This is a genomic window from Streptomyces mesophilus (assembly GCF_011044995.1).
Taxonomy (GTDB): domain Bacteria; phylum Actinomycetota; class Actinomycetes; order Streptomycetales; family Streptomycetaceae; genus Streptomyces; species Streptomyces mesophilus.
This window is the reverse complement of sequence record NZ_JAAKZW010000253.1, coordinates 1-11,044: the sequence shown is the minus strand read 5'-3', so window position 1 is coordinate 11,044 and position 11,044 is coordinate 1. Positions and strand designations below refer to the sequence as shown.

13 protein-coding genes are annotated in these 11,044 nt (G+C 71.2%); 6 read left to right on the top strand and 7 right to left on the bottom strand.

Annotated features, from left to right (window positions below; translation table 11 throughout):
* The 5 genes from G6045_RS35040 to G6045_RS35020 all read right to left on the bottom strand — a co-directional run.
* A partial coding sequence (locus tag G6045_RS35040; protein ID WP_165336248.1) for a winged helix-turn-helix domain-containing protein occupies nt 1–569 on the bottom strand: 569 nt, incomplete at its 3' end.
* A gap of 317 nt (nt 570–886) precedes the next feature.
* The gene (locus G6045_RS35035; protein ID WP_165336247.1) at nt 887–1,798 is read right to left on the bottom strand and encodes a DUF6891 domain-containing protein; all 912 of its coding nucleotides are present in this window, start codon (nt 1,796–1,798) and stop codon (nt 887–889) included.
* A 112-nt stretch (nt 1,799–1,910) separates the two neighbouring features.
* The gene (gene glnII, locus G6045_RS35030; protein WP_165336246.1) at nt 1,911–2,942 is read right to left on the bottom strand and encodes a glutamine synthetase; all 1,032 of its coding nucleotides are present in this window, start codon (nt 2,940–2,942) and stop codon (nt 1,911–1,913) included.
* A gap of 178 nt (nt 2,943–3,120) precedes the next feature.
* Complete coding sequence (locus G6045_RS35025; protein ID WP_165336245.1) at nt 3,121–4,299, bottom strand: ARPP-2 domain-containing protein; 1,179 nt, start codon at nt 4,297–4,299, stop codon at nt 3,121–3,123.
* The gene (locus G6045_RS35020; protein WP_165336244.1) at nt 4,296–5,732 is read right to left on the bottom strand and encodes a hypothetical protein; all 1,437 of its coding nucleotides are present in this window, start codon (nt 5,730–5,732) and stop codon (nt 4,296–4,298) included. Before G6045_RS35020 ends, G6045_RS35025 begins: the two co-directional genes overlap by 4 nt.
* Before the next feature lie 154 nt (nt 5,733–5,886).
* Between G6045_RS35020 and G6045_RS35015 the strand changes: the two genes are divergently transcribed.
* Nucleotides 5,887–6,789, top strand: a complete 903-nt coding sequence (locus tag G6045_RS35015; RefSeq protein WP_165336243.1) for a Gfo/Idh/MocA family protein — start codon at nt 5,887–5,889, stop codon at nt 6,787–6,789.
* Here G6045_RS35015 and G6045_RS35010 read toward each other — a convergent pair.
* Together G6045_RS35010 and G6045_RS35005 are read right to left on the bottom strand one after the other, a co-directional pair.
* Nucleotides 6,786–7,211 (bottom strand): VOC family protein, encoded by a 426-nt coding sequence (locus G6045_RS35010; protein ID WP_165336242.1) that lies wholly within the window; start codon nt 7,209–7,211, stop codon nt 6,786–6,788. The genes G6045_RS35015 and G6045_RS35010 overlap by 4 nt on opposite strands.
* Before the next feature lie 189 nt (nt 7,212–7,400).
* Nucleotides 7,401–7,772 (bottom strand): arsenate reductase family protein, encoded by a 372-nt coding sequence (locus G6045_RS35005; protein WP_165336241.1) that lies wholly within the window; start codon nt 7,770–7,772, stop codon nt 7,401–7,403.
* An 85-nt stretch (nt 7,773–7,857) separates the two neighbouring features.
* Between G6045_RS35005 and G6045_RS35000 the strand changes: the two genes are divergently transcribed.
* The 5 genes from G6045_RS35000 to G6045_RS34980 all read left to right on the top strand — a co-directional run.
* Entirely contained in the window at nt 7,858–8,373 is a 516-nt protein-coding gene (locus tag G6045_RS35000; RefSeq protein WP_165336237.1) for a hypothetical protein, read from the top strand.
* Between the two features lie 246 nt (nt 8,374–8,619).
* Entirely contained in the window at nt 8,620–8,907 is a 288-nt protein-coding gene (locus G6045_RS34995; RefSeq protein ID WP_165336240.1) for a hypothetical protein, read from the top strand.
* 228 nt (nt 8,908–9,135) lie between these two features.
* Nucleotides 9,136–10,104 carry a fibronectin type III domain-containing protein gene (locus G6045_RS34990; protein ID WP_165336239.1) on the top strand — a complete coding sequence of 323 codons (969 nt, stop codon included), beginning with the start codon at nt 9,136–9,138 and terminating at the stop codon, nt 10,102–10,104.
* Between the two features lie 11 nt (nt 10,105–10,115).
* A complete protein-coding gene (locus G6045_RS34985) occupies nt 10,116–10,475 on the top strand; it encodes a DUF4180 domain-containing protein (protein ID WP_165336238.1) in 360 nt (119 codons plus the stop codon).
* A partial coding sequence (locus G6045_RS34980; protein WP_328708014.1) for an asparaginase domain-containing protein occupies nt 10,472–11,044 on the top strand: 573 nt, incomplete at its 3' end. The genes G6045_RS34985 and G6045_RS34980, both read left to right, overlap by 4 nt.

Genomic DNA, 11,044 nt, shown 5'->3' with positions numbered 1-11,044 from the left:
ATGTGTATAAGAGAAAGGTACCCGACGCGCCGCACCGTTTGGATCACCTCGCGGTACTCGGCGCCCAGCTTGCGTCGAAGGCGGGCCACATGGACGTCGACCGTCCGCCCGTCGCCGACATGCCCGTACCCCCACACCGTCTGCACCAGGGAGTCCCGGGTGTGCACCCGCTGCGGGTGCGCCACGAGATGGGCGAGCAGCTCGAACTCCAGGTAGGTCAGGTCGAGTTGCCGCCCGGCGACCGCCGCGACGCGCTGCACCGGGTCGATCCGGATGAGCTCCCGCTGCGGTTCCGCCGGCGCCGCGCCCTGCAACTCGGCCGGCACGAGCACGAGATACCCGACCATCGGCGGCCGGTCCGGCAGCGCGGGCAGCGTGTGCTGGGGCGCGGGCAGCCAGGTGGCGCCCGGCGGCAGATAGTCGGCCACGTCGATGCTCGGCACCAGTTGCGCCACCTCGTCCTGTTGGACGGCGCGCAGCCGGTGGCGGGCGGAAGGGGCCGGGGTCTTTGCGGCGGGGGAGGGCAGGGGAGGCGCCGTAGCGGCGGAGAAGACATGGGTGTTCGCCATGAGAGGTCAGCTCTTTCGCGCGAAGTGGACGTGGCAGGACGTACGCACTCGCACAGGCCGAAGGCCGCACCGCCTCGACGAGGGGTGAACGGCTTTAGAGGGCCGGTGCGTTCCTCACGCGGCAACACACGCGGTCGAAGTCATCATGCTGACGGGAAGGCCAGAACGGCTCGAGGTCGAAGCGACCCTTCGCGGTGTCCTGGTAGTCGGCCATGCCCCCATTGAAGCAGACCCCCACTCCCGGCAGCAGTCCCCTCTCGCACCTTGATACGGCACGTGGCCGAAGATGGCCTGATCAGGAGCGCTGCCCGGCCGGTTCAGCCCACCAGACGCCGACGCCAGTCCAGATCGTGGACATGGATCGCATCGTCCGCGGACCCGGTCCACCGCGTCCGCAGCCCGCTCGCCTCCAGCGCGGCGGCCACCTCGCGCCCGATCGCGGCCGTGTACTCGGGTGTGCACTCGAAGCCCCCGTAATAGAGGGTCAACTCACCCTGCTCGGCGACCGATTCGGTGCCCTGGGAGTGGAAGAAGACGAACCCCCGGGCGTCCCGCGGGCCCGCGCCCCAGATCTCCGTGAGACCGCAGCTGCGGCAGCACGTGAAGTTCTCCCGGGCCGTGATGCCGTTCCGGTCGAGCGCGGCGAAGACCTGCGCGAGCCGCTCGGGATCGGTCGGCCCCTGCCAGCCGGCCTGCTCCCGCACCCGCTCCACCCACAACCGGTCCACGAGCTGTGCGGCCTGCGCCCGCGACACCGGCCGCACATCCCCGTCGACCAGCCATTCCTCGGCGGCCTCGGTGAGCGCGGCACGGGCGAGGTAGCCCTGGGCGAGCAGCCCCCGTACATACTCCTCGACCCGCTGCCGTACATCCGCGGGCAGTTCGGGCACGGCGGCCGGGGCGGGCAGCTCCACCGGTTCCCAGACGAGACCGGCGTCCCAGCCGTCCTCCTGGCGGGCCCAGCCCTCGATGGCCGCCGTGACCCGGCCGGCCTCGTCGTCGCCGAGATCGGTGTGGAACAGGGTGTGCCCGTCGTGATGCTCCAGGACATAGCCCTCGCCGGCGGTACGGGCGGTCTGGACGAAGACGTTCGGGAGATCCGGTATGCGCTGGCACACCAGGAACTCGTCGCCCGCGGCCCCGATCCGCGCCACCAGGGCGGCCAGGTCGCCGGGCGGGATCCGCACGTACTCCTGCCGGTTCTCGGTCTTCACCTTGATCTCGAGCATGCGGTCAAGACTCGCACGCGCCACCGGCATCCCGTACGCCGGGCATCCGCACCGCACACGCCGAAGGGGCGCCCACCGCGAACGGTGGGCGCCCCGAACGGAGTTCGGCGGATCAGACCTGCCCGGCCTTCTCCAGACCGGTGCAGCACGTGTCCACGATCAGACGCGTGACCACGTACGGGTCGACGTTGGCGTTCGGGCGGCGGTCCTCGATGTAGCCCTTGCCGTCCTGCTCGACCTGCCACGGGATACGGACCGAGGCGCCGCGGTTGGAGACGCCGTAGGAGTACTCGTTCCACGGGGCGGTCTCGTGCAGCCCGGTCAGACGGTCGTCGATGCCGGCGCCGTAGTTCTTGACGTGGTCGAGCGGCTTGGAGCCCTCGCCCAGCGCCTCGCACGCGGTGATGATCGCGTCGTAGCCCTCGCGCATCGCCTTCGTGGAGAAGTTGGTGTGCGCACCGGCGCCGTTCCAGTCGCCCTTGACCGGCTTCGGGTCGAGGGTGGCGGAGACGTTGAAGTCCTCGGCGGTGCGGTAGAGCAGCCAGCGCGCCACCCACAGCTGGTCGGAGACCTCGAGCGGGGCGAGCGGGCCGACCTGGAACTCCCACTGACCGGGCATGACCTCGGCGTTGATGCCGGAGATCCCGAGACCGGCCTTGAGGCAGTTCTCCAGGTGCGCCTCGACGACATCACGGCCGAAGATCTCGTCCGAGCCGACACCGCAGTAGTAACCGCCCTGCGCGGCCGGGAAGCCGTTCTCCGGGAAGCCGAGCGGGCGGCTGCCGTCGAAGAAGGTGTACTCCTGCTCGATACCGAAGATCGGCTCCTGCGCGGCGAACTTCTCCGCGACCTCGGTCAGCTGCGCACGGGTGTTGGAGACGTGCGGCGTCATGTCCGTGTTCAGGACCTCGCACATCACCAGAATGTCGTCGCCGCCGCGGATCGGGTCCGGGCAGGAGAACACCGGCTTGAGCACACAGTCGGAGGCGTGGCCCTCGGCCTGGTTGGTGCTGGAACCGTCGAAGCCCCAGATCGGCAGCTCGGCGACACCGGAGACGGGAGCGGTCAGTATCTTCGTCTTCGAGCGCAGCTTCGCCGTCGGCATGGTGCCGTCGATCCAGATGTACTCAGCCTTGAACGTCACGGGCGCCATCCTTTACGGGCGTTGCATGCGGGTGGAGCGTGGGGGGCGTCGTCGAGCCCCGCGCTGTAGCCGCAGCCTGTCAATGCGCGATTTCCCGACCGTTGCCCGTCTGTGAACCCCGTGTTACGCGCGTTTCGCGCCGGTACACAGCCGCATCGTCAGCCGCCCTGCTGGAAGATCAGCCGCCCTGCCGGGAGGACGGCCGCCCGTCCCACCGCCCGCGCTGCGCCGCCTCCACGACATGCCGCTTCAGGAGCCCGTCGAACCCGGCGCTCCTGATCCGCCGCACCAGCTCGACCGGGGAGGAGCCGAGCGCGGCCGCCGTGTCCTCCAAGTTCCAGTCGTACCGGGCCAGTTGGGACAGCAGGTGGCCGCGCCTGACCTGGTTCTCGGAGAGCCGCATCGACTTCAGATACGCCACCCGGCCCTTCAGATCCGTGATCGTCTCCCCGATGTGCTGCTCGCGGTGGAGCGCGAAGGGCGGCAGGAAGCGGCTCAGGCGGTAGCGCCCCGCCGCCCCCATCCGCCGCAGCTGCGTGATCTCGTACGACTCGTCGAGCAGCCCGCCGGCCAGGTGCCGGTCATGATCCTCGGCCCACGCATCGAGCTGCCCCAGAGCGGCCGACCGCAGCCCGGCCAGGTCGGACACGCGCGCGTCCTCGATCACCGCCGTGAACTCCCGTACCGGCGGCGAGTAGTACGCGTGCTGGTACACCAGCTCCCCGTACAGGTCCTGAAGGAGCGAGCTGTGCAGCGCCCGGTAGTCGTCCGGGTGCGGCACGACGAACGCGGCGGCGAGCGCGTCGGCCGTGTACACCATGACCCCGCACTGTCCCGGATGGATCTCGAAGATCCGCAGCGCCTCGTCGAGCCCCTCGACCGAGGCCCCCACGTACGCCATCTCGGCCCGCGGCGAGAGCCCCCGGCTCACCGCACGCTTCGCCCACTCCTCCCACAGCACGGAAGGACCGCCGAAGTGCAGCGCGAGATAGCCCTCGAGCGCCAGATGCAGCGGCAGGAAGCGCAGCCGCCGGCTGCCCGCGCGCTGCACCAGGCGCCGCATCGGGATCGCGTGCACGGGAGTGTCGTCCGGCTGGTCGTACTCATCGCAGAGCTGAGTGCCGTACGCCGCCTGCCACTTGCCGTCCCGCGCCCAGTCCGCCACGAAGCCGTGCGGGATGTACGAGGCGTAGTACGACCCGTCGCCCGGCTCGACCGCCATCCACGCGTCGGTGAACAGATCGCGCCGCAGCCGCAGATCCGTGATCGGCGTCTCGCGCACCAGCGGCACCAGGCGGATCCCGCCCCACACCTGGGCGGGCTCGGCGGTCAGGCCGGTGAGGTCGAGCTGGGTCATGCCGTCGTCCCCTCGGTCCCGGTGAAGAGCTTCACCCTGTCGTCCAGATACGCCCGCAGCTCCGCGAGCCCCGTCCGCCCCTCCGCGAACTGCGCCAGCTCCACGAGCGCCGGCAGATCCTCGGCGTCCCGCACCCCGGAGGTCGGCACGCTCGGGGCGAGTCGGCGTACGTCGTAACCGGCCGCGTCGTATACCGGGTTGAGGTGCACGACGCTCGTACGGCGCGACGGGTCGAGCCGCGTGCGCCACACCCGGAGCACCTCGCCCGCGAGCCCGGGCGGCGCGTTGTCCCAGCCGTCCGAGACGATCACCAGCCGGGCGGGGGAGTGGTCGAGCGCGTCGAGGATCCGCAGGCCGATCGGCGTCGGACCGTACGGATACGTGAGCAGCGCGTCGCCGCGGCCCGAGGTCCACAGCGGGACGTACGTGTCCGCCAGCTCGGCGAGCAGAAAGTGGCAGGCGAGCGCCACCGCCAGCGGGCGGCGCCGCTTCTGTGCGGAGCCCGAGGCCGAGAAGCTGTCGTCGAGCACCGCCGCGACCCGCCCCCACGTCCCCGCGTACGGACCGGCGACCCGGCGCGCGGCCGCACGCAGCGCGCCGGTGAGCTCGGCCCGCCGCTCGGAACGTACGGAGAGATCCAGGGACAGCACGTACGAGGCGAGCCGGGTCAGCGGCATCGCGGCCAGGTCGACCTCGACCTCCGTCCGGTGGGCGCGGGCCGACTCCTGGTTGCGCAGCCGCTCGTACCGGGTCATCCGCGGCTCGATCCGGTCGAGGAACACGGCACGCGGGATGCCGTGCTGCGCGGCGAAGCCCTCGGCGACCGTGAACGGCAGCTCGTACAGGGCGCTGTGCGTGTAGCGCGCCCGCCGGTACGTGTCGAGCAGCTCGTGCTCGTAGTGCCCCCGCCTGCGCGGCGCGAACAGGAAGTCGCCCAGCTCGTCCGTCACCGGCAGGTGCCCGTGCCGTACGGCCGTCTTGAACCCGCTGCGGTACTTCACCGCGTCGAATCCGTGGTCACGGCGGCCCGCCAGCCAGTCCCGCATGATCGCCCGCGTCCGCCGGTTGTTCACCCGGGCCCGGCGCAGCTGCCCGAACAGCCGGTACACCCGCTGGGGCGGCAGTACGGCGAGACGCGCGCCGATGAGCCGGCCCTCGACCCGCCGCTGCTTCTCGTCCGTCTCGCGCGCGGAGACGAGCAGCCGCCGGATGATCTCCACGGCGTTGTGGTCGTTGATGTCGAGGGCGAGCGTGGCGGCGTACAGCTCGCGGTAGTTGACCCGTACGTACTCGTGCAGGAAGTCCAGCGACATGCGCTGCTCGTCCGCCGTGGAGCGGAACTCGCGCTGTCCCGTCGAGGTGATCGCCGCGTTCACGAACAGCAGCACGTCCTCGGCCGCGACCAGGTCTGCGTACGTCTCGTACGTCTCCATCGGGCCCCCGTGAGTGATGAGCGCCGGCCGGGGAGTGGAGGGCACGAACTGCGGATGCATTGCTGTACAGGCAAGAAACGGAAGTCGCACCGAAGTCCCGCGGCCGGCCACTCGAACGTAACATCGTCGCCCGTATGCCCCATCATGGTTTTCCATGACGTCCCACACACCCGCCGCCCCCGTCCGCTTCGGCCTGCTCGGCACCGGCCCCTGGGCCCAGCGCGTGCACGGCCCCGCACTCGCCGCGCACCCCGGCACCGAGCTCGTCGGCGTCTGGGGCCGCAGGCCCGAGGCCGCCGGGGAGCTCGCGAAGGAGCTCTCCACCCAGGCATACGACGACGTGGACGCCCTGATCGCCGACGTCGACGCCATCGCGGTCGCCCTGCCGCCGGACATCCAGGCCCCGCTCGCCGTGCGCGCCGCACGCGCCGGGCGGCACCTGCTCCTCGACAAGCCCGTGGCGACCACGGTCGACGGCGCCCGCGAGCTCGCCGAGGCCGCGAGCGAGGTCGCCTCCGTCGTCTTCTTCACGCTGCGCTTCTCCGCCGCGGCCGCGCCGTGGATCGACGAACAGACCGGCCGGGACGACTGGTACACGGGCCGGGTCGACTGGATCGGATCCATCTACGCGCCCGACGCGCAGAGCCCGTCCGCCGATTCGCCCTGGCGCCGCGAACGGGGCGCGCTGTGGGACGTCGGCCCGCACGCCCTGTCCGTACTGCTGCCGGTGTTCGGCGACGTGAGCGAAGTGACCGGTCTGCGCGGGCAGTTGGACACCGTGCACCTGGCGCTGCGCCACGCGTCCGGCGCCACGAGCACCACCACGCTCAGCCTGACCGCCCCCGAGCAGGCGAGCGCAGTCACCGCCGAGCTGCGCGGAGCGCACGGGATCACCGAGCTCCCCGAGGTGTGGGGCGACGGCCCGCTCGCCTCGTACGGGACGGCGATCGACGCGCTCCTGGAGGCCGTACGCACGGGAGAACCGCATCCGTGCGATGTGCGCTTCGGGGCGCGGGTGACGGAGATCCTGGCGCAGGCGGAGGCAGCGCTGCGTTAGACGCCGGGCTGCTCGGGAGCGCCGGGCGCCGGGCGCTTCGGTTCGTGGACCAGGCACAGGTGATGGCCCGCCGGGTCCGCGTAGATGCGCCAGGGACGGTCGTCGGCACCCTTGTCGAGGAGGGTGCCGCCCGCCTCGACAAGGGCGGCCTCGGCCGCGTCCAGGTCGGGGACGCCGATGTCCAGATGCAGTTGCTGCGGCCGGTCCGGGTCGCCCCAGACGGGCGGCCGGTGGTCGGCGACGCGCTGGAAGCACAGGACCTGGCCGCCGGGGCCCGGCAGATGCAGCGTCGCCCAGTTCCCGTCGGTGGCCCAGCGACGGTCGGGGCGGTTCACCGTGCCGCCGAGCAGTGTGGCGTAGAAGCGGGCGAGTGCCTGCGGTTCGCGGCAGTCGAGGACTGTGCACTGCAGTGTTCCGAACACGGGGACCCTCCGACTTGCCTGTACGACCCGACTTGCCTGTACGACGCGCCTACTTGATCAGCGCGTTGGCCCCGGCGGTAGCCCACGCGCACCGCCGCGAACGTACCCCACGCGAAGAGCAGCCCCGCGTCGAGGGCCGGACCGACGGCCGTGACGGTCGCTTCGGGCCGGACGAGGGCGGCGCGCGGTTCAGGACCGGCCCAGCGCCTCCCGTACCGCCTCGTCCGAGCGCGCCACCAGGGCACTCCCGTCGTCCGCCGTGATGATCGGCCGCTGGATCAGCTTCGGATGCTCGGCAAGGGCCTTGATCCACCGCGCCCGCCCGCTCGCGTCGCGCGGCCAGGCCTCGCGGTCCTTCAGGTTCAGCTCCTTGGCGGCGGGCTCCTGGGTGCGGGCGATGTCCCAGGGCTCCAGTCCCAGACGCTCGAGCACCTCCCCGATCTCGGCCTCGCTGGGCACATCCTCGAGATAGCGGCGCACGGTGTAATCGGCGCCCTCCGCGTCGAGCACGGTGAGGGCGCTGCGGCACTTGGAACAGGCGGGATTGATCCAGATCTCCATGCCACGGAGCGTACTGCCGCTGCTACGGTGTCGCGGCTGACCAACCCGGGCCGCCAGGCGGCCCGTTCATCGGACGGGGGTCCCCATGAAGGTGCGTCGGGTACGAGCGATAGCCGTGTTCGTGATCGTCTTCGTCGCGCTGACCGGAGCGCGCCGCGGGGGAGGCGGCTGCGACGACGACCACGACAGCTCGGGTTCGGGCTCGAGCCACGGTTCGTCGGGCGGTGGCGGTGGCGGCGACGCGGACAGTTCGGCCTCGGTCGCACCCTCGCCCAGCAGCACCACCACGTACGGCGAGCAGGACGTCACGATCGACGCCTGTGAGCTCACACCGGAAGCCGACTACTTGGGCAAGGCCCGCCTCACCTACCGCGTCACCAACGGGAACACGGACCAGTCGGCGAGCTACAAGATCACCTTCGCGGTCCTGCGGACGTCGGACAAGCAGGTGCTGACCATCCCGACGCTGTCCATCGACAACCTGGCGCCCGGCAGGACCCAGGCCGGCACGATCACCGAAGCGGCCACCACCGCCGATGACGACATGCGCACCCTCGACGCGCACTGCATCGTCAGCCGCGTCGACAAGACCGACTTCTGACTCGAGCCGATCGACGGCCCGGCGTCCCTCGACGAGCGGCGGTGTTCGAATATATGCCGCCTCACGCCTCCCTTCCGGACCATACGTGACGCGCCTCGAAACCCCTGATCCACCTGGTGATTTGGCGGCGATTCCGGACCCCGCGGATGTCAGTGCCGGGGGCTAGAATTGAAGCAGTGTTCGAGTTCGGGTCGTAGGGCGTCCGCCGGCGCCCGACGACTCCGCGACCACCCCAGGAGGTTGCTTATGGTCCCTGTCGCTCTCGAGGCTCAGACGACACTGCCGATCGATGTTCCGTACGTGCCGTTCGCCAAAAAGGCGCTGCCCGCGGGCCGGCCGCGCGAGTGGTACATCGCGCACAACCGCCGGCTCAAGGCCATGCGCCTCGCGATAGCCCTGCTCGACGCGGGCGTCTGGCGCCCGGAGCAGGCGAACAACGGCCGTATCCGCTCGACCGCGGACCTCGTCGGCATCCACCCGCCGTCCGAGACCACCTGTCACATGGTGCGCGCCCTGATGCGCTACACCCGTTGAGCGTGCGCTGATCCTGTGCACCGGCTGCCGGGCGGGCCGAACTCCTTCGGCTCGCCCGGCAGTTGTGCGTGCCCGCTCGCGCGGGGCCTGTTGGCGTCGGCCCTCTTGAAGTGAACCCGTCACCTGTGTCACAACGTTGTCATCGCGTTGTCCAGACCAATCGCCTCGACGAGCCCGCCCCCTCCGAACCCGCTTCAGGATCCCGTACGCCAGACCGGAAGGCACCCCGTGCACCGCACCCCCACAGCTGTGCTCACGGCCGCCGCCCTGCTCCTCCTCGCCGGTTGCGGGGGAGAGGCCGAGGCGCGTGACGAACGCCCGCCGACCGCCCCGCGCGGCCTCACCGTCCATGCGGGCAGCGCCACTTCGGTCCACGTCATGTGGAACAAGTCGACCGACGACACCGCCGTCGCCCGCTACGAGGTCTTCCGCGGCGGCAAGCTGGTCAAGACACTGCCGGCCGCCACGTACATGATCGATATCACCGGCCTGACCCCCAAGCGGACCTACACCTTCACGGTCCGCGCCCTGGACGCCGCCGGCAACCGCTCACCCCACAGCACCGAGGCCTCCGTCACCATGCGGGCCCCGGCACCGCAGGACGCCGAGCCGCCCACCGCACCCGTCAAGCTCACGGCCCGGCCGTCGGGTTCGCGGGCGGCCACCCTCGCGTGGGGTGCGGCGAAGGACAACGAGGCCGTCACCTCGTACGACATCTATCAGCGCGGATCGCGGATCCACAGCGTGGACGGCCGTACGACGACCGCCCTGGTGACGGGGCTGCGGCCCGGCACGGAGTACACCTTCACCGTCAAGGCCCGCGACGCGGCCGACAACTCCTCGCCCGACAGCGGCTCGGTCCGTCTGACGACCGCTCCCGGCAGCGGCGGCTCCGAGAACACGGCGCCCGGCGGCTTCAAGGTCACGACGCGCGAGGACGACGACGCGTACTACCTGGACCTGTCCTGGGACGCGCCGCGGACCGGCGGTGATGTCGCCGAGTACGAGATCCATCTCAACGGCCGCCAGGCGACCACCCTCCAGTGGGGCGCGGCGGCGCCGGCCGGCCGGGCGAAGCACAGCTTCTTCATCACGCGCGAGGAGGGGCAGACGTATCGCGTGAAACTCAGGGCGAAGCTGCCGGACGGCAATTGGGGAGCCTTCTCGGAGGAGCGGACCGTGACGACGGGGGGCTAGCCTGTGCCGTCATGAGCGAACTGCGGATGATGCATGACGTCCCGGTGATGGTGTGGCTCGCCGAGGGCGCCCCGATCGCCACCGAACAGGACGCCCTCGACGTGATCGGCAACGCCGGCTACCAGGGCGCCCGTTGGGTCGCGGTCCCCGCCGGCCGCTTCGCCCCCGACTTCTTCGTCCTGCGGACGCGTCTTGCGGGCGCGGTCATCCAGAAGTTCGTCCAGTACGGGCTGGGGCTCGCCGTGGTCGGTGACATCACGGATCACATCGCGCAGAGCACGGCACTGCGCGACTTCGTACGGGAATGCAACCGCGGCACGCAGACGTGGTTCCTCACCGACCTCGCCGAGCTCGAGGAGCGCCTGAAGTGAGCGTCACGCTCTTCACCCTGGGCGGCACCATCGCGATGGCCGGCCGCCCGTCCGACGGCGTGGTCCCGCGTCAGTCCGGCGCCGAACTGACCGCCGCCGTCCCGGCGTTGGCGGACTTCGCCCTGGACGTCCGGGACGCCCACGCGGTCCCCAGCGCCAACCTCACCTTCGCCCAGCTGTACGAGGTGGTGGACGCGGCTTCGCGCGCGGTGAAGGCGGGCGCGACGGGCGTGGTCGTCACCCAGGGCACGGACACCCTGGAGGAGACCGCGTATCTCCTCGACCTGATCTGGCCGCATCCCCAGCCCATCGTGCTGACCGGCGCGATGCGCAACCCGACCCTCGCGGGGGCGGACGGTCCGGCGAACCTCCTCGCGGCCGTACGGGTCGCGGCGGCGCCCGAGGCCAGGGACCTGGGCGCGCTGCTCGTCTTCAACGACGAGATCCACGCCCCGCGGTGGGCCCGCAAGACCCACGCCACCAGCACGGCGGCGTTCGCGTCGCCGAACACCGGGCCGCTCGGCCACGTCATCGAGGGCCGCGTCCGCGTCCTGACCCGCCCGCCCCGC

Excerpts from the sequence above, each read along its gene's own strand:
- G6045_RS35035 (WP_165336247.1), bottom strand. The coding sequence starts at position 1,798 with ATGCTCGAGATCAAGGTGAAGACCGAGAACCGGCAGGAGTACGTGCGG.
- G6045_RS35025 (WP_165336245.1), bottom strand. The coding sequence starts at position 4,299 with ATGACCCAGCTCGACCTCACCGGCCTGACCGCCGAGCCCGCCCAGGTG.
- G6045_RS35020 (WP_165336244.1), bottom strand. The coding sequence starts at position 5,732 with ATGGAGACGTACGAGACGTACGCAGACCTGGTCGCGGCCGAGGACGTG.
- G6045_RS35015 (WP_165336243.1), top strand. The coding sequence starts at position 5,887 with ATGACGTCCCACACACCCGCCGCCCCCGTCCGCTTCGGCCTGCTCGGC.
- G6045_RS35005 (WP_165336241.1), bottom strand. The coding sequence starts at position 7,772 with ATGGAGATCTGGATCAATCCCGCCTGTTCCAAGTGCCGCAGCGCCCTC.
- G6045_RS35000 (WP_165336237.1), top strand. The coding sequence starts at position 7,858 with ATGAAGGTGCGTCGGGTACGAGCGATAGCCGTGTTCGTGATCGTCTTC.
- G6045_RS34995 (WP_165336240.1), top strand. The coding sequence starts at position 8,620 with ATGGTCCCTGTCGCTCTCGAGGCTCAGACGACACTGCCGATCGATGTT.
- G6045_RS34985 (WP_165336238.1), top strand. The coding sequence starts at position 10,116 with ATGAGCGAACTGCGGATGATGCATGACGTCCCGGTGATGGTGTGGCTC.